Raw genomic sequence first — 24,246 nt, 5'->3', positions numbered from 1 at the left:
CCACGGCGCGCCCCAACCCGGCCAGGGATGCCTGGCCCTGGCCGGGCTTCCTCCCCCACCCCCACACAGGAGGCACATCCGTGCGATCTCCGAACGCCGCCCTGCTGGCCCTCCTCGGCGCCCTCGTCCTGCTCCTCACCCTCACCCCGGACGCCAGAGCGGCGGCCGGCTCCCCGGCCTCGGCCTGTGCCCTGTCCGGCACCACCGGCTGGACCGACGAGGGCCACGACACCGACCGCACCCGCTTCCAGCAACCGCTCGGCACCAAACGCGTGCTCACCCTGTTCGTCGACTTCCCCGACGCCCCCGCCGACGGCCCCACCTCCATCTACAGCGCCCAACTCGCCCCCGCGGCCGACTGGATGTGGCAGGCCTCCTACGGTCGCACCTGGCTCGCCGTCACCCCGCTGGACCGCTGGCTGCGCATGCCGCAAGCCTCCACCGCGTACGGCTTCCAGCGCGGCATCGGCTTCGAGCAGCACGAGGCCTACGTCCGCGACGCCGTCGCGGCCGCCGCGCCCTACGCGGACTTCTCCCAGTACGACCTGATCTACGTCGTCCCGCCCCGGACGGCGTCCGCCATCAGCTTCACGCCGACCTACGTGTACGACCCCACCACGAGCGGTGTCACCGCGAACGGAACCCGGATCAAATGGGCCGTCACGTTCGGCCAGGACATGTGGTACTGGGGCCCGAGGATCGCCGACCACGAGACGGGCCACACCTTCGGCCTGCCCGACCTGTACGCCTTCACCGGCACCGACCAGCACCGGTACGTCGGCGGCTGGGACCTGATGGGCAGGATCGGCGGGCCGGCCCCGCAGTACACCGGCTGGGAGTCCTGGAAGCTGGGCTGGATCGACGACGACCAGGTCGCCTGCCTGCCCTCCCCCGGCTGGACCACCGTCCAGCTGAACGCGGTCGAGTACATCGGAGGCACCAAGATCGCGGTGATCCGCACCGGCGACACCACCGCCTACGTCGCCGAGTCCCGCCGCGCGGCGTACACCGACAAGAACCCCTGCTCCACCGGCGTGCTGATCTACCGCGTCGACACCTCCGTCCAAACGGGCTACGGCCCGGTCCACGTGGTCAACGGCAACCCCGCCGACACCCCGCCGACCGGCTGCACCCCGCTCGACATGGCCGCCCACCGGCCCGGCCAGAGCTTCACCGATTGGTCGGCCCGGGTCCAGATCTCCGTGCGCAGCGGCGGCCCGTACGGCGACACGGTGCAGATCAGCCGCTGGTGACCGGCACCAGGAGCCTGCGGGGACGATTGTTGCGGTAGCCGCCGATACCACCCACTCGGCCGGCCGGCCGGCAAGGTTTCCCCGGCCAAGGCACCCAAGCCCTCCCAGTCCGACCATCCCGAGCCCATCCTGCGGTTCCTCGCCCGGAGCCGCAGGACGGGCCGTTCGTTGGCGCATGTGCGACCTGAACGGCTGGTGACGGGCCCCGGACTTGTTGGACACCCTGTCATTTCCCCCTGACTCCGCTGACGCTGATGTGCCGCGCTACCCCACGTAGCCCCGGAACGACTACCAGGACCTCACGCATCCCACCCTCCACCATGGAATCCAACTACCCTGAATGGAGCGCTCGGTGAGTGGCGATCAGCTTTCGGTACCAGGCGTACGACGCCCTCGGGGTGCGCTTCTGGGTCTCGAAGTCGACGTGGACGAGGCCGAATCGCTGGTGGTAGCCCTCGGCCCATTCGAAGTTGTCGAGGAGGGACCAGGTGTAGTAGCCGCGGACGTCGACGCCTTCGGCGATGGCGGTGGCGAGGGCGTCGAGGTGGGTGGCGAGGTAGTCGATGCGCAGCCGGTCGGGGGCCGCGGACTCGTCGACGGAGCAGCCGTTCTCGGTGATGGTGATGGGCGGCAGAGCTGTGCCGTACAACTCCTGCAGTCCGACGAGGAGTCGGCGGAGGCCGTCGGGGACGACGGGCCAGCCGAAGGCGGTGTGGGGGACGTCGGGGATGTCGACGAGGTCGAAGGGCAGGCTCGGGTCGGTGGGGGCGGCGACGCGGGTGGGGTTGTAGTAGTTGACGCCGAGACCGTCCAGACCCGGGGTGTGGATGAGGTCGACGTCGCCGGGGCGGATCGCGCCGAAGATGTCGTCGGGGACCCCGAGGGCGGAGAGGTCGGGGTAGCGGCCGAGGAGGACGGGGTCGGTGAACAGGCGGTTGTGGAGGGCGTCGTAGGCCGCGGCGGCAGTCAGGTCGGCGGGGTTCGAGGTGGCCGGTTCGACGGGGGTGAGGTTGTTGGAGAGCATCACCTCCAGGCCGCGTTCACGCAGGATCGAGGCGGCCAGACCGTGGCCGAGGAGTTGGTGGTGGGCGGCGGGAAGGGCCTCGAACATGAGGGCGCGGCCGGGGGCGTGGATGCCCATCGCGTAGCCGAAGACGGTGTGGACGAAGGGCTCGTTGAGGGTGATCCACGTCGGAATGCGGTCGCCGAGCCGGGCGGCCGTGGCGGCGGCGTAGTCGGCGAAGCGGTACGCGGTGTCGCGGTTGAGCCAGCCGCCTTCGTCCTCCAGAGCCTGCGGGAGGTCCCAGTGGAAGAGGGTGGGCAGCGGGGTGATCCCCGCCTCCAGCAGGGCGTCGACCAGGCGGTCGTAGAAGGCGAGGCCTGCGGGGTTCACGGGGCCGCTGCCGACGGGCTGGATCCGCGACCAGGCGATGGAGAAGCGGTAGCCGTCGAGCCCGAGGCCCTTCATCAGGGCGATGTCCTCGGGGTAGCGGTGGTAGTGGTCGCAGGCGACCGCCCCCGTGTGCCCGCCTCGGATGACTCCGGGGCGGGTGACGAAGGTGTCCCAGACGGACGGGCCGCGGCCGTCCTCCTCTGCCGCCCCCTCGATCTGGTAGGCGGCGGTGGTGACACCCCAGCGGAACCCCGCCGGCAGGTCATGGCGGTCCGGCATGGCGGCCTCCTGACGATAACGTGAGGAGTGCTCATGTTACTGACGTCACGCTGAAACACCAGAGGAGGCGGGACACCAGCGGGACGGCCGACGTCGGCGACGGCGGATCCGCACCGCCGGCCCCTCGGTCAGCCTCCGACACCGACATCCGCGAAGGGCGCCGGACTCAGCCCGAGCGGGCCTCCGAAGGGCGAGTTCAAGGCGTAGACGAGGACGACCATGAAGGCGATGAGGCTGGTGAACCCCAGGCCAGCACGGCCTGTGGCCTCCCGACCCGCCTTCCGAGGGGTGTCGATCCGCACCGATCACACGACGGGGGCAACGGCCGCGAACGGGCGGTGGCGCGCGCGTCTGATGCCGGTGTAGGCCCCGGTGCCGACCGGGGCCTACACACGTGAAGCAGGCCTCCGGGCGCGGCGTCTCCGCGCCGAGGGCCGAGGGCCGAGGGCCGGGGGCCGAGGGCCGGGGCCGGGGCCGAGGGGCGGGCCGCTCCGGCCGTCGGCTCAGAGGCCCGTGTAGGTGAACTCGTCGGCCGGGCCGGTGGCGGAAGCGATTTCGCCGGCCGTCACGGTGATGTCCACCGTCTGGTCGTCATCGATCTGCAGGGGCGCGGTGGCGGTGAGCTGGGTGTCCGAGATCCAGGTGACCGACTTTGACGGCCGGTCCTTGAAGTTCACGCCGGCGTCCTCGGGGAAGCCCGATCCGGTGATGGTGGCCGTGGTCCTCATCGCCGGCCCGCTGATCGGGTCGATACCGGTGACCACCAGGGGCGCCGGCCCGTCGTAGGCGAACTGCCCGAGCGGCTCGACGGGCGACGTGCCGCGGACGTTGGTGACCCGGACGTCCACGATGCCGACGCCGTCGGGCACCGTGGCGCTGATCCGGTAGCCGCCCACGCCGATGATCGGGTCGGGGCACGGGATGGGACCGAAGTCGAGAACGCTGCCCGGGGTGAAACCGCTGCCCTCGATGACGACCGTGGAGCCGCTCGTGCCGAAGGCGGGACTGACGCCGGTCACCGTCGGCCCGGGGGCGAGCATGGAGGCCTGGAGCAGGCCGAGGTAGGTGTTGTCGGCGTGCTGGTAGGCGACTTGCCCCAGGAAGTCCGCCGACGTGCTGTTGACCAGTGCCGGGTCGTGCGTCGAGTAGTCCCCGTCCGACGGCACCTGCTGCCGCACCCCGGGCTGCACGTAGCCGTTGCCCTTCGGGAGCCCGTCGAGAACGTCGAACAGGTGGTGCACGGTGCTGTTGCCCGCTGGGCCGGGTGCCGGGTACCAGTTGTCCTGCTTCACCTCCTCCAGGCTGTTCCAGGCCAGCGGTACGGCGTCCCAGGCGTTGACGGCGGCGGTGTCGTCGGCGCCGCCTGGACCCCGACCCGCGTCAGGCCCGCCGGTCGGGCACGGAGACGGTGAAGAGGCTGCGGAAGTACGAAGGGTCCACGCCCTCGTCGACCATCCGCCCCTCGGCCTCCACCCAGGCGTGCGCGCCGAACGGCGGGCGGGCGCGGACTCCCACCGCCCAGGTCGGCCAGGTGCCGCGCGCCCGGCAGAGCAGGACGGTCGCGAGCGAGCGCGGCAGGCAGCCTTCGAAGGCCGCGCAGCGCAGGCTGACCGCGACGACGGCGTCGCGCGCCGCCTCCGCCTCGGCGTAGCTCGCCGGGCGGGCGCCCCTGCCGAGCCGGGTCAGCAGCGCGCGGATCCTGGCCGGCGACTTCCGGGCGAGCAGCCTGGCCAGGCCCACCGCCACCTTGGCGCAGAGTTTTTGACCGACCGTCAGATTTGTTCCGGACCTGGCGGGCACCACCGCGTCGCTCATCCGGCCACCACCTTGAGCGCGACCAGCTTGGCGACCAGCCGCTCGACGTCCTGCCCGGCCCGGTCCGGTGTGACGTCGAAGGCGGCCGTCAGCCGCTCGGCGGCCTGCTCGACGGTGCCGCCGTCCACCAGCGCCCGGAAGGCCGTGGCTGCGGTCCCGTTGAGCTGGAAGTAGCGGCCGTCGCGGCCGTCCAGCAGCACGATGCCGTACTCGGTGACGGCGGTGGAGACTTCCGGGTGAAGCGCGAAGGTCATGCCGGTCTCTCTCGTCGTGGTCGGGCGGGCACGGCCCGACGGGGGCGGTGCAGGCGGGGAAGGGCAGGTGGGAAGGGGCAGATGGGCGGAGCAGGCAGGCAGAACCGAAGCGGGCGGGCCGGGCTCAGCCCAGCCGGTCCCTGGCCCAGAGTTCGGTGCTCAGGGCGACGGGCATCCGCCCCCCGTGCGTGGCGCCCGCGTACGGGCGGCGGCACAGCTCGCGCAGCGGGGCCGGGTCGATCAGCCCCAGGTCCGCCAGCCGGGAGGTCTGCCAGATCCGGTCGAGTTCGAGCCGGTGCCGGGCGAAGCCCTCGGCGGCGATCATCGCGCCGTCGGCCTTGGTGCGCCGTTCCAGGAAGCGCCGGGGCAGGTCGGCGGCCATGGCGCTTTTGATCAGCGGCTTGAACTCCCATGGGGTGACGCGCTCTTCGGGCCGAACCGCCAGGCAGACCGCGATGACCCGGTCGTCCAGGAACGGGGAGGAACCGCCGTACCCGGGACGGCCGACCACCTGGTGCAACGACCGGACCAGCAGTCCGGCGTCCTGGATCGCCGCCAGGTCACTGTGCCGGCCGCGGCTCGGGGCGAGCGGCCGGGCGTGCTCGCCCGCTGCGCGCAGTTCGGCGAGGACCAGGTCCGACGCCTCGGGGGTCAGCCAGTCGGGGAGGGCCAGTCCGCCGCCCCAGTCGAAGACGCGGTTGCGGCGCCGGGCCCGGCCCGTGGTGAGCGCGTTCAGCTCGGCGGTGAACCAGGAGCCGTAGGAGCTGCCGTCGAGCAGGGTGCGCAGCGAGGCTCCGAGGTCCAGTCTGCTGAGCAGGCGGATCGTGCGCAGTCGCCGCAGGGCCATCAGCGGGTGGCGGCGCAGCAGTTCGTGGTAGGAGGCGAAGTGGCCGGTCAGCGCCTGGTCGCCGCCCAGGCCGTCCAGGTGCAGGGTGGATCCGTGGCCGACGGCGAGTTCGCGCATCGCGTGCAGCCGGGGCGTGCTCAGGACGGCGAGGCTGGGCTCGTCGGTGAGCGCCGTGAGGTCGGTCAGGCCCCCGAAGAAGCCCGGCACCTCGTCACTCCCGAAGACGACGTGCCGGAGGTGGGGCAGTCCGGCGGCCGCGATCCCGGCCCAGTGGAGGTCGTCGTCGGCCTGGTCGTCGTTGGCCATCGTGAATCCGACGACCGGTGTCTCCTTGGCGGCCAGGGCGAGCAGCGAGGTCGAGTCCAGGCCGCCGGAGAAGTCACCGGTCAGCCTGGTGGTGCGGGCGAGGCGGGCGCCGACGGCGGCGGACAGCTCGGTGTGCAGTGCCACCGCGGCGTCCGGGAGCGGGAGTTCGGCCGGCGGCGGCTGCCACCAGGGGTGCACCGCGGCTCCCCGGCCGTCGGCCGGCACCGACAGCCAGCTGCCGGGCGGCACGGTCTCGACGCCTTTCCAGAGCGAGCGTTCGGGCAGCGGGTGCGGCAGGTTCTCCAGCAGGCGCAGCGCGAGGGCGCCCGGGTCGGGTTCGGGGCCGATCAGGTCGGCGAGCAGGTCGGTCCGGTCCGCGGCGACGGTCAGTCCGTCCACGGTTCCGTGGCTGATCCTGCGCAGGCCCGAGGCGGTGCCCTGCACCCGCAGCCGTCCGCCCACCGAGGCGATCAGGTGGTAGCTGCCCGACCAGCGCAGCGACAGCCCGTCGAGCCGGGCGGGCTCGGTGATCCGTGCCGCCTGGGCGTCCAGGTCGGCCTGGGTGGCGGAGCAGATGCCGACGACGGCGAGGACGGTCTCCCCCGCTCGGGCCTGCAGGAGCTGTCCCGGGGGGATCCGGCCGGCCAGACAGGGCCGGCCGGATCGGTGCGACACGAGCGGCGTGGCATCCGGGGGGAGCCGGTCGGCGGCGGCGACTGCCCTCGGATGGTCCGGGAAGACCACGAAGTACTGTTCACCGAATTCCACCGGCCCTGCCCCCCTTGACGGATTAGCGCCCGCGCTCACTCACGGCGCGGATTTACCACCAGCTGCGCGGGATGCTGGTCACCCACGGCTCGCCGCCGACGAAACCCATGTAGCCGGTGTCCTCGGCGAAAGAGCCGACCTCGAAGACCTCGGGGGTCTCGTAGGCCTGGAGCTCGACGGTCTCCACGGACTTGTTCTCCATGACAATCTCCTCCCTCGTGATGCGAATCACGCCCGAGTGGGAATGAACGCTCGGAGAGCGTCCCCTGTTCGCGGGGGGATCGGCCTTGCCACGGCCGGGATCCGGGCGGTTCGGGGCGGCGTCGACCATTGGCGCCCGACGCCGGTGAACCGTGGACCGGAGCCGGCTTCGGCCGATGTCCGGTCAGCTGTTGCACATTGCTGGAAGGACCATGAACGCACCCCCGTGACGGTCTCCCTGACGCAGGGGCCGACAGTACTCAGGCGGTCTTCGGCGGGCAACCGGCAAATTTGCCGGAGAACCCGGTTCCGAGGGCGCGGACGGGCGGGCCGGCCGTTCTCCGGGATTTCACCGAGTGGGCGTCACGGTGGTTTTGTCGTGGGCGAGTTGGAGTCACCGGGGATGCCCGGATCCGGGTTCTCCGGGTTCGTCCGGTCGGCGGGTCGCGCGGCGCCGGATTGCCGCCGGGCGCCGCGGCCGGAGCCGGAGCCGGTCCGGGACCTCCGCGCCGGACGGTTCCCCGCGCCCTGCTTCCCCGGGTACCGCTCCCGACCGTTCGCCCGGGCATCCGGGCATCCGGGCATCCGGGCATCCGGAGGCCGTCCACCCACTTGTCGCGCGTAGAAACGTTCTTCCGCCGTACGTCTGGCAGTCGCCCGGCACGGACGGTAGGGATCTGGTGGCGCTGCTACAACCTCAGCGCCCGACCTTTCCCATCCGTGGTCACACCGCCGGGCCACGAGCCCGGACGGTGGTCAGGAGGTAAGCCCCATGCGGAGCACCCCGATTCCCCGGACCAGCCTGAGAGCGCCGCGCGTGCGGCGCCGGGCGTCGGCGGCGGCCTCCGCCGCGGCCGTGGTGGCGGCGCTGGTGGCGCTGCCCGGCGGCGTGGCGCAGGCGGCGTCGCCCGACGTCGTGATCAGCCAGGTGTACGGCGGCGGCGGCAACTCCGGTGCCCCGTACGCCAACGACTTCGTCGAGCTGTACAACCGCGGCACCACACCGGTGTCCGTGACCGGCTGGACGGTGCAGTACGCCTCGGCCGCCGGTTCGAGCTGGTCGCGGACCACCCTCTCCGGCACGATCGCGCCCGGCCACTACTTCCTCGTCCAGGAGGCCGCCGGGGCGGGGACGGGCGCCGCGCTGCCGACGGCCGACGCCACCGGGACGACCGCCATGTCGGCGACCTCCGGAAAGGTCGCCCTCGTCACCAACGGAACGGCGCTGACCTGCAGTTCGGGCTGCGCCGGCCTGCCCGGCGTGAAGGACTTCGTCGGGTACGGCAGCAGCGCCGGCTCCGCCGAGGGCTCGCCGACCGGCAACCTGTCGAACTCCACCGCGGCCCTGCGCGCGGGCGGCGGCGCCACCGACACCGACGACAACGCCGCGGACTTCTCGATCGGCGCGCCCGCGCCGCGCAACTCCTCCTCCACCGGCGGGGGCGGCGGCACCGGCGGCACCCGCATCCACGACATCCAGGGCGCCGCCCGCACCTCCCCGCTGACCGGCAGCGCGGTCAGCGCGGTGCCCGGCGTGGTGACGGCGGTCGGCCCCAACGGGTTCTGGTACCAGGACCCGCAGCCCGACAACGACCCCGGCACCAGCGAGGGCGTCTACGTCTACACCACGGGCGCGCCGTCGGTCGCGGTCGGCGACTCGGTCACGGTGAGCGCCACCGTCAGCCAGTACCGCCCGGGCGGCACCGGCGGCACCACCAACCTGTCGATCACCGAACTCACCGCGCCCACCGTCACGGTGGTCGCCCACAACGCGCCGCTGCCCGCCGCCACGCTGGTCGGCCCGGGCGGGCGGACACCCCCGTCCGCGGTCGTCTCCGGCGTCACCTCCGGCGACGTCGAGACCGCGGGGAACTACCGGCCCGCCACCGACGGCCTGGACTTCTGGGAGTCCCTGGAGGGCATGCGGGTCGAGATCGACGACGCCGCCGTGGTCGGCCCGTCCAACACGTACGGCGAGGTGCCGGTCGTCCCGCAGGGCAGCACCACCCGCACCAACCGGGGCGGCATCCTGCTGCAGGCGAACGACGGCAACCCGGAGCGGGTCGTCCTCGGGAAGGCGCTCGCGCCCACCCCGACCGCGAACGTCGGCGACACCCTGACCGGCCCCACCGTCGGCGTGCTCGACTACGCCTTCGGCAACTTCACCCTCCAGGTCACGGCGACCCCGACGGTCACCCCCGGCGGCACCGCCCCCGAGGTCACCGCCGCGCCGACGGCCGGGCAGCTCGCCGTCGCCACCTTCAACGTGGAGAACCTCGCCCCCTCCGACCCGCAGAGCAAGTTCGACGGCCTCGCGGCCGGCATCGTCACCAACCTGCGCGCACCCGACCTGGTCGCCCTGGAGGAGATCCAGGACAACAGCGGTGCCACCGACGACGGCACGGTGAGCGCGACCCAGACGCTGGCCAAGCTGACCGCGGCCATCACGGCGGCCGGCGGCCCCGCGTACTCCTACCGCGAGATCGACCCGGTCAACGACCAGGACGGCGGGCAGCCCGGCGGCAACATCCGCCAGGTGTTCCTGTTCCGCACCGACCGCGGCCTGTCCTTCACCGACCGCCCCGGCGCCGGGTCCACCACCGCCGACTCGGTGGTGAACGCGGGCGGCACACCGCAGTTGGCGTACTCCCCCGGGCGGATCGACCCGGCGAACGCGGCATGGAACTCCAGCCGCAAGCCGCTGGCCGGCGAGTTCCGCTGGAACGGCAAGCCGGTCTTCGTGATCGCCAACCACTTCGACTCCAAGGGCGGCGACCAGCCCCTGTTCGGCCGCTACCAGCAGCCGGCCCACCCCTCGGAGAACCAGCGCCACGACCAGGCGACCGCGGTGAAGTCCTTCACCGACTCGATCCTGGCCGTGAACCCGAACGCCTCGGTCATCGTGCTCGGCGACCTCAACGACTTCGAGTTCTCGCAGACCGTCGACATCCTCACCGCCGGCGGCTCGCTCACCGACCTGCCGCGCACGCTGCCGCTGCCCGAGCGCTACACCTACGTGTATGAGGGCAACTCGCAGGTGCTGGACCACATCCTGATCTCCGGCGCCCTGGCGGCCATGGCGTATGACTACGACATCGTCCACATCAACAGCGAGTTCAGCGCACAGCTCAGCGACCACGACCCGCAGGTGGTGCGCATCCCGCTGCCGTGACGCTTCCCGCTCCGACGGTGCCGGTCGCCCCGCTCGCGGGGAGGCCGGCACCGGCCGTTCCGGGGGCCGGGTGCGCAGGTGCGCCGGTGCACCGTCGGACCGCGGACGGGCGCGCGGCCCGGCTACTCCGGGAGCAGTTCGGCGGCGCGGTCGGCGACCTCGTGGTGCAGGGCGTCGCGCACCGCCCGGACGGCGGGGTGGGTGACCGCCTCCCGCCGCACGGCCAGGGTGATCGGCAGCCGGATGTCGACCTCCGCGGCGAGCAGCCGCCGCAGCCCGGACCGGCCGGTGAGGAAGGCCGGCAGCACGCCGATGCCGGCCCCCAGCCGGGCCGCTTCGAGCTGGGCGAAGACATTGGTCGAGGAGAACGCGGGGGTGATGCCGGGCAGGTGGCGTTCGATGTCGAGGTCCCCGACCTGGAGCATCGACTCGATGTAGAAGACCAGCGCGTGGTCCCGCAGGTCGGCGACCGTCGCGGGCGACCCGCACCGCGCGAGGTACTCGTCGCTGGCGTACAGCCCCAGCGCGTAGTCGGTGAGGTGCTCGGTCACCAGCCGGCTCCGTGGCGGCCGGCCGATCGCCAGGGCGAGGTCGAAGCCGGCCGGGCGCAGGGTCAGCTGCCTCGTCGCGGTGACGAGTTCGACCTGCAGTCCGGGATGGTAGCGGCGCAGCCGGGCCAGCGCGGGGGTGACGACGCGGGTGCCGAAGCCGTCCGGGGCGCTCACCCGGACGGTGCCATGGAGGGACGGCGCGTCCTGGCCGGAGACCACGTCGACCACCTGGACCAGGGCGTCCTCGATCGCGCGGGCGCTCTGCGCAACTGCCCGGCCGGCCTCCGTGAGGACCCAGCCCTCCGCGCCGCGCTCCATCAGCCGCACACCGAGGCTCCGTTCCAGCGCGCCGATGCGACGGGACACGGTGGTGTGGTCCACGCCGAGCGCGTCGGCCGCGGCCACCAGACGCCCTGTACGGGCGACCGCGAGCAGGTAGCGGAGGTCGTCCGCGCGGAGCCGCCGCGGATCGAGCCTGCCGCCGCGGTCCGCGCGCGGCGCCGTCGGCGGCGGGGACGGCGGCAGTGGCGGCGGGGCCGGATCCTCGCCACCCACCGGCCGGGAACCGGAGTGCACCCGAGCAGGGTATCTGCATTTCCGCACACCGCGTCTGCGCGATTGGCGATTGAACGCACAACTCGCGGGCGTCACAGTCGAACCCGCCCCGGCCGGAGCACCCCGACCGCCGCTCCCCCACCGTCGAGAGGTCCTCCATGGTTGCCAGCCTTTCCCTGCCCCGGATCCTGCGCGTCGGGCCCGGCGCCGCCGAGGAGTTGGGCGACGTCCTCGCGGGGCTGGGGCTGAGCCGCCCCCTGCTCGTCACGGACGCGTTCCTGGTCGGGACCGGCGCCGCGGAGCGCCTGACGGCGATCCTGCACGAGGCCGGCCTGCACCCGCGGGTGTTCTCCGACACCGTGCCCGACCCGACCACCGCCTCACTGACCGCCGGCCTGAAGGCCCTGCGCGAGCACGAAGCGGACTCCGTCGTCGGATTCGGCGGTGGCAGCCCGATGGACAGCGCCAAGGCCCTGGCCCTGCTCGGCGTGCAGGGCGGCCACATGCGCGACTACAAGGCACCGCGGGTCAACCACGGCCCCGCCCTCCCGGTGATCGCCGTCCCCACCACCGCCGGCAGCGGGTCCGAGGCCACCCAGGTCACCGTCATCACCGACAGTGCCACCGACGAGAAGATGATGTGCCTGGGCCCGGCCTTCCAGCCGCTGGCCTCCGTCGTCGACGTCGACCTGACCCTCTCGATGCCGCCGCGGCTCACCGCCGACACCGGCATCGACGCCCTCACCCACGCCGTCGAGGCGTACGTGAGCCGCAAGGCCAACCCGTTCACCGACAGCCTCGCCCTCGCCGCGATCGACGCCATCGGCCGCCACCTGCGCCGCGCGTACGTGGACGGCTCGGACACCCGGGCCCGCGAGGCCATGATGCTCGCCGCGACCCAGGCCGGCATCGCCTTCTCGAACTCCAGCGTCGCGCTCGTGCACGGCATGAGCCGCCCGATCGGCGCCCACTTCCACGTCGCCCACGGCCTGTCGAACGCCATGCTGTTCCCCGAGGTGACCGCCTTCTCCGTCCACGCTGCTCCCGCCCGCTACGCCGACTGCGCCCGCACCCTGGGCGCCGCGACCGCCGAGGACGCCGACGACACGGCCGCCGACAAACTCGTCGACGCCCTCCGCAAGCTCTGCCTCGACCTGGAGGTGCCCACGCCCCGCGTCTACGGCATCGACCGGGCCGTCTGGGACCGCCTGACGCCCGTCATGGCCGAGCAGGCCCTGGCCTCCGGTTCGCCCGCCAACAACCCCGTCGTGCCCACCGCCGAGCAGATCCGGGACCTCTACGCCCGGATCTACGGCTGAGCGCCCACGCCGACGCCCACGACCGCGGCTGACGACGCACCGATGTCACGGCGCGTCGGAGTGATGGTGCATCGGGCATCGGTGCGCCGGTGCGTCAGCGGAGTTCGGCGTGCGCCGGACCGGGGGTGAGCAGCCGGGTCAGGCGGTCGGCGGAGTTGTCCCAGGTCCACTCGCGGGCGGCCCAGCGGCGGCCCTCGCGGCCCATCGCGGCACCCTCAGAGGTGGTCAGCGCCCAGCAGCAACTGGTGGCGCTCACCATGACCCTGGGCCTGGCCGAGATGGAGATGAAGGAGCAGAACCCGGAGGCCGCCGCGCTGGTCGCCCGGGGCCGCGGCGAGGCGCGCCGGGCCCTGGACCAACTGCGCGACCTGGTGCGGGGCATCCACCCGCAGGTGCTGACCGACCACGGACTGGCCGCCGCCGTGGCCGAGGTGGCGCAGCGCTCGCCGATCCCGGTGGAGGCCGCGATCGACCTGCCGCGCCGGCTGCCGCCCCTGGTGGAGGCGACGGCGTACTTCACGGTGACGGAGGCGCTGGCCAACGCGGCCAAGCACAGCGGTGCCACCCGGATCACGATCACCGGTACGTTGGTGGACGATCGGCTCATCCTGCTGATCACCGACGACGGGCGGGGCGGGGCGGATCCCGGCGCGGGCACCGGCCTGTCCGGCCTCGCGGACCACCTGGCGATCCTGCGGGGGCGTCTGCTGGTCTCCAGCCCCGTCGGCGGTCCGACGCAGCTCCGGGTGGAGGTCCCGTGCTCCGCGTAGTCCTTGCCGAAGACGCCGTCCTGCTCAGGGCAGGCCTGACCGAGATCCTCGGCCGCAGCGGCCACGAGGTGGTCGCCGCGGTCGGCGACGGGCGGGCCCTGTCCGAGGCCGTGGACGAGCACCGGCCCGACATCGTCGTCACCGACGTCCGGATGCCGCCGGACTTCCACGACGAGGGCCTCAGGGCGGCGCTCGAACTGCGCGCCCGGCACGAGCGGTTGCCCGTCCTGGTGCTGTCCCAGTACGTGGCCACGGCGTACGCGACCCAGTTGCTCGGCGGCATCAGGCAGGACAAGGGCGGCCTCGGCTACCTGCTGAAGGACCGGGTCGGCGAGGTCTCCGAGTTCCTGGACACGCTGCGCCGGGTCGCCGACGGACAGACCGTCATCGACCCTGAGGTGGTGCGGGTGCTGCTGGCCCAGCAGACGGCGGCGCGCCCGCTGAGCAGGCTCACCCCGCGCGAGCGCGAGGTGCTCGCGCTGATGGCCGAGGGCTACAACAACCAGTCGATCGCGGCCCGGTTGAGCGTCACCGAGGCGTCGGTGGTCAAGCACTCCGGCAACATCTTCATGAGGCTGGACGTCGACCCGGCGGAGGGCAACCGCCGCGTCCTCGCCGTGCTGGCACACCTGCGCGGCGACGCGAACTGACGGATCGTGGTGCTCTCCCGCCGGCCGTCTCCCGGGTAGACGGCGCGACGCCTCCGGCCGCGTCCCGACCACCGGCGTGCCCCGACCACCGGCGCGTCCAGGCCCGGCCGGTCAGGACGCCAGCAGGTCCTCCAGGCCGCCGCTCCAGTCGATCCGGGTGTGTTCCGACCCGGCCGGGACGAGTTCGGTGGTGGCGGTGACGAACCGGTCGACCTCCGCGGCGGAGGTCGCGAGCAGGGCGACGCCCTCGCTGCCGGCGAGCGCGATGAGCATCCGGGTGTCGTCGAACGGCGTGACGTGGACGTCGCCCTCTCCCACGGGCTTGTGGATGCCGGCCGTCAGCAGGTCGCGCGAGATCGTCCACACCGCGTCCGCCTGGAACGCGCTGAAGTCCAGGTCTATCGCGTAGGGGTCGTCGGGCCGGTAGGACCAGGCGACGTCCAGGTCCCGGCTGTGTTCGTCGCCGGTCATCAACCGCATGGCGATCCTGGTGGTGAGACGTTCCATCGAGCGGGTCCCCTCCTCGGGAGTGCTTCCTTCGAGCATTTCGAGCGTGCTGCCCCGGAGTTCGCCGTCGCGAGTCCGTTCACTGCCGATCCGTCCCGCTGCCGATCCGTCCCGCGCGTGCGTCCCGCGCGCCTGCCGTTGTGAGTCTGCCCTCCCGGCGGGCGGACCGGTGGCCCCGTCCACATGTCGGTTCCACGATCCACACCCTGACGCCTCTTCAGCCACTCACCGGCCCCGCCGTCTCTTCCACGTGGCGCTTGAAGTCGGCCAGGTCGTCGATGATCCGGCGGTCGACGAAGCCGAGCGCCTCCGCCAGGTGCTCCAGGATCCCGTGCGGCTCCATCTCCAGCTGGAGCATGACGCGGGTGGTCCCGTCGTCCACGTGGTGGAAGGTCACCACCCCGGAGTGCCGCACCGGCCCGTCCCCGCCGTCCCAGGCCACCCGCTCGCCCTCGACCGCCTCCGTGGTCACCGCCTCGAACGCGCGCCGGCCGCCCGCGGTCCGCACCACCCAGGCGCTGCCCGGGCCGTCCCGGTCGACGCTCACCACCCCGCGCATGAAGTGCGGGAAGTCCTCGCACCGGACCCACTGCTCGTACACCGTGTCGAGCGGGGCCCGCACCTCCACCGACTCCTCGAACCGTCCCATCGCTCCTCCTCTCCTCCCGGCCCGACCGCGCCCGGCGGCGGTCCGTGGTGTCCGGGTGCCCCGATCTCCGTTCGGCATGCACGCGTCTTCACGGAATCCCCGCGGCCTTTACCGCCCCCGGCCGCCCCCCGCGGCGACCGGACGCGGACGGTGTGAGAGAGTCGGCGGCCCGAACACGAGGAGAAGCCGATGCACGGGAACGGGCCCGGGGGAACGGGCGCCCCCGCCGGCGGCGGCCGGGTCCTGGTGGTGGACGACGACGCCGCGATCCGGCGCACCCTGGAACGCGGTCTGCGCCTCAGCGGGTTCACCGTCGCGCTGGCCGAGGACGGCGAGACGGCGCTCGCCCGCCTGCTGCCCGCCGCACCGGACGCCCCGGGCGCCCGGAACCCGGCGGCGACGGACGTCCTGGTGCTCGACGTCTCGCTGCCCGGCATCAGCGGCGCCGAGGTCTGCCGGACGCTGCGCGCCCGGGGCGACGACCTCCCGGTCCTGATGCTCTCCGCGCTGGACGAGCCCGCCGACCGGGTCGCCGGCCTGCAGGCCGGGGCCGACGACTACCTGGTGAAGCCGTTCGCCCTGGAGGAGTTGGTGCTGCGGCTGCGCGCCCTGCTGCGCCGCCGCCCGCCGCAGCCCACCGACCTGGTGACGGCCGGCCCGCTGACGATCGACCCGGCCACCCGGCAGGCCCACCTCGACGGCCGTGAACTGAACCTCACCCGGCGGGAGTTCGAGTTGCTCACCCACTTCGCCAGGAACACCGGCCTGGTGCTCTCCCGCGAGCTGCTGCTGGAACGCGTCTGGGGGTACGACTTCGACGTGCGCAGCGACGCCGTGGACACCTTCGTCAGCTACCTGCGGCGCAAGCTGGAGGCCGACGGCCGGCCCCGGCTGATCCACACCGTCCGCGGCGTCGGTTTCGTCCTGCGGCTGCCCGGCGGGAACGGGTAGCGGCCGCCGTGAAACTCTCCACCCGGATCGCCCTGTGGGCCGCCGCCGTCGTACCGGTGCTGGTGGTGCTGGCCGGGCTGCTCCTGCTGCCGCTGGTCGGCCGGGACCTGCGGCACCAGCAGGACGCCCGGCTGGCGAGCCGGGCGGCGGCCGTCCTGCCGAGCGTACGCGCGCTGGTGGCCGCCGACACCAGGGGCCGGCCCAAGGTCGAACAGAACCAGCAGCGCAAGGTGCTGGACGCCGCCCTCGACTCCGGTGTGCGGGTCACCGCCCAGGACGGCACCGTGCTGCTGTCGGTCGGCCCACAGCCCGCCGACGACCCGTCCTTCCCCACCGCGCCGGGCGGACCGACCACCGTCCGCGACCAGGGCACGGCCTGGCGGGTGCTGACCGTCCCGGTCTCCGGCACCGGGGCCAACGGCGGCAGCGGCACGCTCTGGGTCAGCGAACCGGGCGGCCTGGCGGGGAACCAGACGGCGGCGGTGCGCCGCCGGGTCCTGCTCGTCGCGGCGATCGCCGCTCCGCTCTCCGCCCTGATCGGCTTCGCCCTCGCCGAACGGGCCACGGCACCACTGCGCCGGCTCAGCCGCCGCGCGGCGGAACTCGACCCGGCCGCCGCCCACGCCGCCCCCGGGGGCACCCCGGGCCCCGGCGGCGAACCGGGCACCGGCGGCGGCCCGGTCGCCGGTGGCCCGACCGGCACGCCCTTCACCGCGGAGCGCAGCGGCACCGCCGAGGTGGACGAACTCGCCGCCGCCCTCGCCCTGTTGCTCTCCCGCTACGACGAACAGGCGGTGCGCACCGCCCAGGCCCTGGAGACCGCACGCTCGTTCTCGGCCGCCGCGTCGCACGAACTGCGGACGCCGCTGATGAGCCTGCGCACCAACCTTGACGTCCTGGCCGCCCACCAGGACCTGCCGCCCGGTGAACGGGCGGAGATCGTGGCCGAGCTGCGCGACGACCACACCCGGCTGCTGGACCTGCTCACCGCGCTCGGCACGCTCGCGCGCGGCGACCTCGTCGAGGTCGACTCCTTCGGCCCGGTCGACCTCGCCGACCTCACCGACGCGGCCGCCGCCGACGCCCGGCGCCGGCACCCCACCGCCGACTTCACCGTCGAACTCCCGCCGGACCTCAGGGTGTTCGGCTGGGAGCCCGGGCTCCGGATCATGCTGGTCAACCTGCTGGTCAACGCCGCCGTCCACGGACGCGGCGGGCCGACGCGGACCGAGCCGGCCCGGGTGACGGTCCGGCTGGCTCCGGCGGGCACGGTCGCGGTGCTCACCGTCGACGACACCGGGCCCGGTGTCCCGCCGCAGGAGCGCGAGGCCGTCTTCCACCGCTTCCACCGCCGCCGTGACAGCCCCGGTTCGGGCCTCGGACTCACCCTGGTCGCCCAGCAGGCCGCGCTGCACCGGGGCACCGCCCGGATCACCGAACCGCCCGGCGGGACCGGCTGCCGGGTGGAGGTCCGTCTCCCGCTGCCGGACGCCGACGCGCCGACCCTCCGGCTCCCGGCGCGGCGGGACTGGATCACGGGCGAGGAGCACTGAGGGCCGGGCGCCGAGGGCCGGAGCCGGGCGCCGAGGGCCGGGCGTGGACGGGAGAGGGCTGAGCGCTCTCGACCGGTCCCCGTTCCACAGGGAATCCACAAAAAGCCGTCCTACGCTCCCGGCAACCGGGCCGGACCGGGCCCGCACCCACCGGCCCGGTGCCCGAGCTCGTCCACGGCAGAAAGGGACGCCCATGTCCGCCCACCGCACGTCCGTCAGCCGCAGGGCCGCCGCCCTCGGCGCCCTCGCCCTCGCCGGTTCGCTGCTCGCCGCCGTGCCCGCCCAGGCCGACGGCTCGCCGTCCGCGGCCCCGTCCGCCGGGTCCACGCCCACGGGTGACGGCGCGAAGTCCATCTGCAAGCGCCTGCCGAAGACCGAGCAGCACGTCACCAAGGCGATCACCCGGCTCAACGGCGACGCCACCGTCGGCGGCTCGGTCGCCCGTCTGCAGCAGCGCGCCGACAACGCCAAGGCCGCCGGCCACACCGAGATCGAGAAGCTGCTCAACGACCGGCTCACCGCCCGCAAGGGCCTGCTCACCACCCTGCAGACCCGCCACACCGACCTCGACGCCGTGGCCACCTGGTGCGCCGCCCACGACCAGGGCACGACCAAGTGAGCCGGCGCCCGTCCGCCGTCCTCGCCGCCCTGGTCCTCGCCGGCGCCGCCCTGCTCACCGCCTGCGGCCCGGCCGGGCACCAGGCCCCGGGCGCGGGAGCCGCCGACAGCAGCCAGGTCCAGGACATGCAGCACAAGCTCGACGCCGCCGAGAGCGCGGCCGCCCAGGCCGACAGCGACGCGGCGGCCGACGGCAACTGACCGGCCGACCGGCCCCGCAGCCCGACAGCGCCGCAGCCGGCGCGGCCCGGACCGACGGACCGGGCCGCGCCGGCTCGCTCAGGCCGCGGCGGCCGGCTGTTCGGCATCGCCGAAGCGGGCCAGCGTCAGGGCGCCGGCCACGGCGGCCACGAAGCCCAGGACGGCGACCGGCGTCAGGTCGTGCCGGGTGTGGTCGCCGAGGACGAGCACCCCGACGACGGCCGGGCCGAGCGTCTCCCCCAGCACCATCGCGGCCGTCGCGGAGGTCACCGACCCGTGCTGCATCGCCCAGGTCAGCGCGGCGAACCCGCCGATCCCCGCCACCGCGACGGCGTACGCCGAGGGCTCGGTCAGCAGCTGTGGCAGCCTCGGCTCGGGCAGCACCCGCACCGCCACCCCGACGACCCCGAACTGCAGGCCCGCCACCAGCCCCAGCAGCGGGGCGCGGCGGGCTCCGCCGTAGCGCACCACCGCCCAGCCCGCGCCGAGCAGGGCCACCGCGACCAGCAGCACGCCCAGCCGCAGCGCGTCGTCGCCGGTCCCGTGGCCGTCCCGCCCGGCGGTGAGCGCCAGTAGCAACAGCCCCGCGCACACCGCCGCCACCCCGGCCCACTCGCTGCGCCGAAGCCTGACCCGCAGGACGCGGGCCGCCCCGACGGCCGTCACGGCGAGCGCCGAGGCCAGCGCGGCCTCGACCACGTAGAGCGGCAGCCGCTCCAGGGCGACGAGTTCGGCGGCGAACCCGCACATGTCCATCCCCATGCCCACCAGGAACGGCCACTGCCGCAACGCCCCGGCCAGCGCGGCGGCCTCGCCCGCCGTCGAGCCCGTCCCGGCGGCACGGCGGGCGCCGACCGCCTGCAGCACGGTGGCCGACCCGGTGAGCAGCGCGGCCAGGAGGGCGGACAGCAGGCCGATGAGCATGGGCCGACGCTACGGCCCCGGCCCCTCCCCGGTGGCCTGGCGCGCCGCCGGCCCCGCGTCCGGACGAGCCGACCCGGACACCCGCCGCGCCGCCGCCGCTCAGGTGTTGCGGCGGGCGGACTCGTGTTCCTGGGCCAGTCGGCGCAGGGCGAGGAGGGCGGGTTCGAGCAGCACGGTGCGGAGGAGGGCGCTCTCGGCCTGGTCGACGGGGTCGGCGTGCGGGTCGAGCTGGTCCAGGTCGAGGACGGCGGTGCGTTCGGCGAGGGCGGCGTAGCCGAGGAGGGCCTCGTGGGAGACCTCCTCGCCGAGGGAGCGGAGGGTGTCCAGGGTCTCGCCGAGGACGGCGCGGGAGACGGCCCCCGTCGAGCAGCTCCCCGTCCGCTGGACCGACGCCCACGCCCGCCTCGACGCCGAACGCGCCAAGGCGGCCGCCCGGCCGGCCTGACCCGCGCCCCGGCCCGGTCCCGCCCGGCCACCGCACCGAGGCGCGGCGCCGGGCGGGACCGGGCCGCACCGGGCGGGGCGGGATCCGGCGCGGCCGGACCGGTACGGACCCGTACGAACCCGTACGAACCCGTACGAACCCGTACGGACCCGTACGAACCCGTACGGACCGGTCAGCGTTCCAGGTGCGCGAGCAGCAGGTTGGGGTCGGTGCGGGTGAAGTAGGCCGCGCTGGGCACGTAGACCTTCCCCCCGCGCACGGCCACCGAGGTCGGGTTGGACAGGCCGTCACCGGCCGCGAGGACGACGTGGTGGCTGCCGTCCGACGCGACGTACACCGCCTCGCTCGCCGGGTTCAGGGCCGCGATCAGGGCGTCGCCGCGTCCGGTGAAGGCGAAGTCGTCGATGCCCGCAAGCCCGTCCGCGCGGACCTCGGCCGGCCGGGCCGCGCCGTCCTCGCCGATGGGGATGCGCAGCAGGTCGCCGGTGTCGGAGTTGCTCACCCAGACGGCGCCGCGGTGCACCTTGAGGCCGTTGGCGCCGATTGCCGTCACGGGCTTGAGCAGGGCGTCGTCGGACCAGATGGTGGCGGCGCCGCCGTCCACCGCGACGGCGTAGACCACGCCGAGGACCGAGTCGGCCGTGTAGAGGCGCCCTTCGCGCTCGTCGAGGGCGAGGCCGTTGGGGAAGCCGGTCGCGGGCAGCGGGGCGATCCGCTCGGGGGCGCCACCGGAGCAGAGCCGCCAGATGCCCTGCAGGTCGTCGGTCCCGGTGGCGTAACCGAAGTACAGGGTGCCGTCGTGGGCACGGGCGATGCCGGTGACGAGCGCCGCCCCGACGACCGGGGTGGCCGGGTTCGCGGGGGCGGGCAGGGTGGCGAGGACGGTGAGGCGGCCGTCGGTGCCGACCCGTCCGATCTGCCGGGCGAAGGACAGGGTGAGGTCGGCGGAGCCGTCCGGTTCGAGGGCGATGTTCTCGGGCTGCTGCCCGCGGGCGAGGTCGAAGTGGGCGATGATCCGGGGGCCGGACAGTGGGGGCTCGACAGCCGCGGCCGGGGTCACGGCCGACAGGGCGAGGGCGGTGCAGGCCGCGGCGGCGAGGCCGACGGCCCTTCCGGTACGGGGTGATCGGCGGGCCGGTCCGAGCAGGCGGGACATGGTCTCTCCTTGATCGACGGTGGTGGCGACGGTCGCCTGTCCTCCAGCAGAACACTCTTGACTGCGCGTCATTCGCGATCGACCGCCGCGTCCGCCACGACATCCCCCGGTCGGTCGCCCCGCCCGCGCAGCGGGGCGCGCCCGGGGGCGCCGCACCGGTCCCATTTTGTGACGTGCCCCTGTCTAGTTCGTTCGCGTCCCGGTGTGATGGGATGTGCGGTCACGGGGTGATGACCGCTGGTGGGGGTGGTGTGTGTGAGGCGCAACGGACGACCGTCGGGACTCGACGGCGACGCGGCGAACCTGGTCGCCGTCGGACTGGTCCGGCTGGGCGCGCAGGAGTGGGTGGGCACGTCGGGCGGGGCCCCGGCCTGGGTGGGCGGCCTGCGGGCGGCCTCCTTCGCGGACGCCTGGCTGGCCTTCGGCGACCCGGCGGCACCCGGGCTGCGGGTGCCCGCGACGGCGGCACTGCGGGCGGTCGCCGAGCGGGCGGCGAAGCTGGTCGTCGAGTCCTGCGCCGGGGACGGGCCGGCGGCCCTGGAGTGGCTGGGGCAGCGGTCCGCGGAGGCCCGCGAGCAGGCACGGCGCGACGGCGTCCCGCACCCGGCAGAGCCCTGCGCGCTGACCCTCGTGTGGCACGGCGTCCAGGCGCTGGCCACCGGGGAACACCGGGACGGGGACGTGCCCGACGAACGGGAGGAAGGGGGTGAAGGGGACGAGCCGGGCGGGCTGCCCCACGACCGGCGCATCGAGGAACGGGTCGAGGCGTACGTCCGGGAGCGGCACCGCCGCCAGGACACCCTCGCGCTCGTGCTGGGCTGCACCAGGATCGCGGCGGCCGCACTCGTCGAGCTGTGCGACAGCGACCCGGCACGGGTGTGCGGGTGGCTGGAGGAGGACGCGGCACGCGCCATGCCGCGCGTCGGGCCCGTACCGCTGTGGGTGCCGGGACGGCCCTGGCAGCCGGCGGGCTGACAGGGGGCGGCCGCGCCGCCGGGGCGGTATCGGCGGCCGTCGGCCGTCTCAGGCCGCGCCCAGGAGCCGGGCGGCCTCGGCCATGGCCGGCCCCAGCGGGAGGTCGAGGCGCAGCGCGGCGAGGTCGTCGCCCCGGGTCGGACCCTGGTTGACGATGGCGACGGGCAGCCGCGCTCGGGCGGCACGACGCACGAAGCGCAGGCCCGACAGGACCGTGAGCGAGGACCCGAGGACCACCAACGAGCCGGCGGCATCGACCAGTTCGTAGCAGCGGTCGACCCGGTCGGCAGGCACGTTCTCGCCGAAGAAGACCACGTCCGGCTTGAGCACGCCGCCGCAGTCCGCACAGGGCACGACCCGGAACCCCGCCACCAGCTCGGGCGACAGCTGCGCGTCGCCGTCCGGGCGCAGCACGGCGTCGGGGCGGCGGAAGCCCCGGTTCGACGCGTCGAGGCGCTGGTCGAGTTCGGCGCGCGAGCTGGTGCGCCGGCAGTCGAGGCAGACCACCCGGTCCAGTCCGCCGTGCAGTTCCACGGCCTCCCGGGTCCCGGCCGCGTGATGCAGCCCGTCGACGTTCTGGGTGATGACCGCGGCGACGTGCCCCGAGCGGCGCAGCCGCTCCACCGCGCGGTGGCCCGCGTTCGGCCGGGCGCGGGCGAAGGCGGGCCAGCCGGTGTGGCTGCGGGCCCAGTAGCGGCGCCGGGCGGCCTCGCTCCCGGTGAACTCCTGGTAGGTCATCGGGGTGCCGCTGCGGCGGCGGCCGGTGGCGCCGCGGTAGTCCGGGATGCCGGACTCGGTGGACAGGCCGGCGCCGCTGAGCACCACCGCGCCGCGCCGCTCCAGCAGCCGGACGAGGCCCGCCACCTCCGCGAGACCGTCCCGGCCCGACGATCCCGCCGGGCCGCCCGGCGCCTCCGGGCCCTCCGGCAGGTCCGGGCCCTGCGGCAGGCCCGGCAGCTCCCTGGCACTGGCTTCCGACGCGTCCATACCGCCGAGGGTAACGCCGTCGCCGGGCGGCACCGCCGGGCGGCGGTGGGCGGCCGCGATGGCAGGCGGCTACCCGTCCTCGGCGGCGAAGGCGGCGATCCGCGCCAGGGACGGCCGCCAGCCGTCCGTCGTGTCCACCACCAGGCAGGGCACGTCGAGCGCGATCGGCTCCCACGACTCGATCGGCCGCTCCCCCGCCGCGATCCGGCGCAGGAACGCGGCGTCCGCGTGGACGGCCCGCGAGGGCAGGTCGGCGGCCCGGCGCGCGATCCGCCGGCGGGCCGCCCCGGGGTCGACCACGCAGCGCACGACGCGGAGGCGGGCCAGGTCGGCGAGCGGCTCCAGGCCCGGCCGCCACAGACGGTCCTGGAAGGCCGCCTCCGCCACCAGGCTGCGCCCCGCAGCGAGGTGTCCGCCGATGGCACGGAAGAACGCGTCCAGTGTCCTCAGGTCCAGGTCACTGCCGGGCTCCGGGCCGTCGGCGGCCATCCGCTCCTTGAGTTCGTCCCGGCAGACCACCGGCCACCCGAGCGCCTCGGCGAGGGCGTGCGCCAGCGTGGTCTTGCCCGCCCCGGGCGGGCCGCTGACGGCGACCAGCACCGGGCGCCGGCCCGCACCCTGCGGGGCCGCGCCGCCGGAGGTCCTGCCGCATGGGGTCATGCCACCGGATTCTGCGCCCGATGCGCCGCCGCCCGCCACCTCCCCTGTCGGTGGCGGACGGTCGGCGCCGGGTCGTGGATCCAGCTGACCGCCTCCCAGGAGTGACCGCCCGACGTCGAGGTGTACGAGGCGGGACCGCCGGTCCACGAAACCGTGTCGGCCGCGTACCACCGATCGGCGCGGCGCCGCGATTTCCGCCGCGGCCTGGCCGTTTTCTTCACGGCAGCCGACGAGCACATCGACCATGCTCTGAACACCCACTACGGCTTCGACACCGCCGTCGACTGGGTCATCTGCTCACTGGAGCTCCATGCCGACCAGTTGACCTGACGCACCGACACACTCTCGGGCGGGTGCCATTCGGGCACCCGCCGCGAGCCTGTGTTCGATCCCTAGTGCCGCATCAGGCAACGTTCGCCCTGGTGACGACCTCGCGTAGCCGTTCGTTGGCGGCGTGCTTGTTCCGCCAGATGATGTAGCGGCGGAT

General features: G+C 74.3%; 24 protein-coding genes and 2 pseudogenes. 11 read left to right on the top strand and 15 right to left on the bottom strand.

Going from position 1 to position 24,246, the window contains the following annotated elements:
* Positions 1-128: 128 nt before the first annotated feature.
* A complete protein-coding gene (locus AB0D10_RS33075; protein WP_360262705.1) occupies positions 129-1,253 on the top strand; it encodes a M6 family metalloprotease domain-containing protein in 1,125 nt (374 codons plus the stop codon).
* 331 nt (positions 1,254-1,584) lie between these two features.
* Here AB0D10_RS33075 and AB0D10_RS33070 read toward each other — a convergent pair whose 3' ends face one another.
* The 6 genes from AB0D10_RS33070 to AB0D10_RS33045 all read right to left on the bottom strand — a co-directional run bounded on the left by AB0D10_RS33070 (position 1,585) and on the right by AB0D10_RS33045 (position 7,117).
* Positions 1,585-2,925 carry a GH1 family beta-glucosidase gene (locus tag AB0D10_RS33070; RefSeq protein WP_360262662.1) on the bottom strand — a complete coding sequence of 447 codons (1,341 nt, stop codon included), beginning with the start codon at positions 2,923-2,925 and terminating at the stop codon, positions 1,585-1,587.
* A gap of 503 nt (positions 2,926-3,428) precedes the next feature.
* Positions 3,429-4,217: an IPT/TIG domain-containing protein gene (locus tag AB0D10_RS33065; protein ID WP_360262661.1), complete on the bottom strand. Its 789-nt coding sequence runs from the start codon at positions 4,215-4,217 to the stop codon at positions 3,429-3,431.
* 88 nt (positions 4,218-4,305) lie between these two features.
* Positions 4,306-4,740, bottom strand: coding sequence for a lasso peptide biosynthesis B2 protein (locus tag AB0D10_RS33060; RefSeq protein ID WP_360262660.1), 435 nt, complete (start codon positions 4,738-4,740; stop codon positions 4,306-4,308).
* Positions 4,737-4,994 (bottom strand): lasso peptide biosynthesis PqqD family chaperone, encoded by a 258-nt coding sequence (locus tag AB0D10_RS33055; RefSeq protein ID WP_360262659.1) that lies wholly within the window; start codon positions 4,992-4,994, stop codon positions 4,737-4,739. Before AB0D10_RS33055 ends, AB0D10_RS33060 begins: the two co-directional genes overlap by 4 nt.
* Before the next feature lie 124 nt (positions 4,995-5,118).
* Positions 5,119-6,915, bottom strand: a complete 1,797-nt coding sequence (locus AB0D10_RS33050; RefSeq protein ID WP_360262658.1) for an asparagine synthase-related protein — start codon at positions 6,913-6,915, stop codon at positions 5,119-5,121.
* Positions 6,916-6,967: 52 nt separating this feature from the next.
* Positions 6,968-7,117 carry a keywimysin-related RiPP gene (locus AB0D10_RS33045; RefSeq protein WP_360262657.1) on the bottom strand — a complete coding sequence of 50 codons (150 nt, stop codon included), beginning with the start codon at positions 7,115-7,117 and terminating at the stop codon, positions 6,968-6,970.
* A 771-nt stretch (positions 7,118-7,888) separates the two neighbouring features.
* On the opposite strand from AB0D10_RS33045, the gene AB0D10_RS33040 reads away from it, so the two are divergent.
* On the top strand, positions 7,889-10,288 hold the full coding sequence (locus AB0D10_RS33040) for a lamin tail domain-containing protein (RefSeq protein WP_360262656.1): 2,400 nt from the start codon (positions 7,889-7,891) through the stop codon (positions 10,286-10,288).
* Between the two features lie 122 nt (positions 10,289-10,410).
* Here AB0D10_RS33040 and AB0D10_RS33035 read toward each other — a convergent pair whose 3' ends face one another.
* Positions 10,411-11,415 carry a LysR family transcriptional regulator gene (locus tag AB0D10_RS33035; protein WP_360262655.1) on the bottom strand — a complete coding sequence of 335 codons (1,005 nt, stop codon included), beginning with the start codon at positions 11,413-11,415 and terminating at the stop codon, positions 10,411-10,413.
* A 137-nt stretch (positions 11,416-11,552) separates the two neighbouring features.
* On the opposite strand from AB0D10_RS33035, the gene AB0D10_RS33030 reads away from it, so the two are divergent.
* From AB0D10_RS33030 to AB0D10_RS33020, 3 genes and pseudogenes are all read left to right on the top strand, one after another.
* Positions 11,553-12,713 carry an iron-containing alcohol dehydrogenase gene (locus AB0D10_RS33030; RefSeq protein WP_360262654.1) on the top strand — a complete coding sequence of 387 codons (1,161 nt, stop codon included), beginning with the start codon at positions 11,553-11,555 and terminating at the stop codon, positions 12,711-12,713.
* 230 nt (positions 12,714-12,943) lie between these two features.
* Positions 12,944-13,483, top strand: a pseudogene (locus tag AB0D10_RS33025) (histidine kinase); the annotation flags it as partial.
* Positions 13,471-14,133, top strand: a complete 663-nt coding sequence (locus tag AB0D10_RS33020; protein WP_360262653.1) for a response regulator transcription factor — start codon at positions 13,471-13,473, stop codon at positions 14,131-14,133. The pseudogene AB0D10_RS33025 and the gene AB0D10_RS33020, both read left to right, overlap by 13 nt.
* Before the next feature lie 111 nt (positions 14,134-14,244).
* Here AB0D10_RS33020 and AB0D10_RS33015 read toward each other — a convergent pair whose 3' ends face one another.
* Both AB0D10_RS33015 and AB0D10_RS33010 read right to left on the bottom strand, forming a co-directional pair.
* A complete protein-coding gene (locus tag AB0D10_RS33015) occupies positions 14,245-14,640 on the bottom strand; it encodes an SsgA family sporulation/cell division regulator (RefSeq protein WP_360262652.1) in 396 nt (131 codons plus the stop codon).
* Positions 14,641-14,857: 217 nt separating this feature from the next.
* Positions 14,858-15,289, bottom strand: coding sequence for an SRPBCC family protein (locus AB0D10_RS33010; protein ID WP_360262651.1), 432 nt, complete (start codon positions 15,287-15,289; stop codon positions 14,858-14,860).
* Between the two features lie 189 nt (positions 15,290-15,478).
* Here AB0D10_RS33010 and AB0D10_RS33005 point away from each other — a divergent pair, with 189 nt between their 5' ends.
* The 4 genes from AB0D10_RS33005 to AB0D10_RS32990 all read left to right on the top strand — a co-directional run bounded on the left by AB0D10_RS33005 (position 15,479) and on the right by AB0D10_RS32990 (position 18,612).
* Positions 15,479-16,240, top strand: a complete 762-nt coding sequence (locus AB0D10_RS33005; RefSeq protein ID WP_360262650.1) for a response regulator transcription factor — start codon at positions 15,479-15,481, stop codon at positions 16,238-16,240.
* Positions 16,241-16,248: 8 nt separating this feature from the next.
* Entirely contained in the window at positions 16,249-17,793 is a 1,545-nt protein-coding gene (locus tag AB0D10_RS33000; RefSeq protein ID WP_360262649.1) for a HAMP domain-containing sensor histidine kinase, read from the top strand.
* Between the two features lie 193 nt (positions 17,794-17,986).
* Positions 17,987-18,412 carry a hypothetical protein gene (locus AB0D10_RS32995; RefSeq protein WP_360262648.1) on the top strand — a complete coding sequence of 142 codons (426 nt, stop codon included), beginning with the start codon at positions 17,987-17,989 and terminating at the stop codon, positions 18,410-18,412.
* Positions 18,409-18,612 carry a hypothetical protein gene (locus AB0D10_RS32990; protein WP_360262647.1) on the top strand — a complete coding sequence of 68 codons (204 nt, stop codon included), beginning with the start codon at positions 18,409-18,411 and terminating at the stop codon, positions 18,610-18,612. The genes AB0D10_RS32995 and AB0D10_RS32990 overlap by 4 nt, the downstream gene beginning before the upstream one ends.
* A 78-nt stretch (positions 18,613-18,690) precedes the next feature.
* Here the strand turns inward: AB0D10_RS32990 and AB0D10_RS32985 are convergent, their stop codons facing one another.
* The 3 genes from AB0D10_RS32985 to AB0D10_RS32975 all read right to left on the bottom strand — a co-directional run bounded on the left by AB0D10_RS32985 (position 18,691) and on the right by AB0D10_RS32975 (position 21,137).
* The gene (locus AB0D10_RS32985) at positions 18,691-19,536 is read right to left on the bottom strand and encodes a hypothetical protein (protein WP_360262646.1); all 846 of its coding nucleotides are present in this window, start codon (positions 19,534-19,536) and stop codon (positions 18,691-18,693) included.
* Between the two features lie 99 nt (positions 19,537-19,635).
* Positions 19,636-19,959, bottom strand: coding sequence for a hypothetical protein (locus tag AB0D10_RS32980; protein WP_360262645.1), 324 nt, complete (start codon positions 19,957-19,959; stop codon positions 19,636-19,638).
* Positions 19,960-20,153: 194 nt separating this feature from the next.
* Complete coding sequence (locus tag AB0D10_RS32975) at positions 20,154-21,137, bottom strand: hypothetical protein (protein ID WP_360262644.1); 984 nt, start codon at positions 21,135-21,137, stop codon at positions 20,154-20,156.
* 255 nt (positions 21,138-21,392) lie between these two features.
* Between AB0D10_RS32975 and AB0D10_RS32970 the strand changes: the two genes are divergently transcribed.
* On the top strand, positions 21,393-22,112 hold the full coding sequence (locus AB0D10_RS32970) for a hypothetical protein (protein WP_360262643.1): 720 nt from the start codon (positions 21,393-21,395) through the stop codon (positions 22,110-22,112).
* A 48-nt stretch (positions 22,113-22,160) separates the two neighbouring features.
* On the opposite strand, the gene AB0D10_RS32965 is transcribed toward AB0D10_RS32970, so the two are convergent.
* Entirely contained in the window at positions 22,161-23,099 is a 939-nt protein-coding gene (locus AB0D10_RS32965; protein WP_360262642.1) for an NAD-dependent protein deacetylase, read from the bottom strand.
* A gap of 69 nt (positions 23,100-23,168) precedes the next feature.
* The gene (locus tag AB0D10_RS32960) at positions 23,169-23,759 is read right to left on the bottom strand and encodes an AAA family ATPase (protein WP_360262641.1); all 591 of its coding nucleotides are present in this window, start codon (positions 23,757-23,759) and stop codon (positions 23,169-23,171) included.
* 120 nt (positions 23,760-23,879) lie between these two features.
* Between AB0D10_RS32960 and AB0D10_RS32955 the strand changes: the two genes are divergently transcribed.
* Complete coding sequence (locus tag AB0D10_RS32955) at positions 23,880-24,089, top strand: hypothetical protein (RefSeq protein ID WP_360262640.1); 210 nt, start codon at positions 23,880-23,882, stop codon at positions 24,087-24,089.
* A 73-nt stretch (positions 24,090-24,162) separates the two neighbouring features.
* On the opposite strand, the pseudogene AB0D10_RS32950 reads toward AB0D10_RS32955, so the two are convergent.
* Positions 24,163-24,246, bottom strand: a pseudogene (locus AB0D10_RS32950) (transposase); the annotation flags it as partial.

Source organism: Kitasatospora sp. NPDC048545 (assembly GCF_040651155.1).
Taxonomy (GTDB): Bacteria; Actinomycetota; Actinomycetes; order Streptomycetales; family Streptomycetaceae; genus Kitasatospora.
Note: the sequence above shows the minus strand (reverse complement) of the source record. Positions and strands in the feature narration are given on the sequence as shown.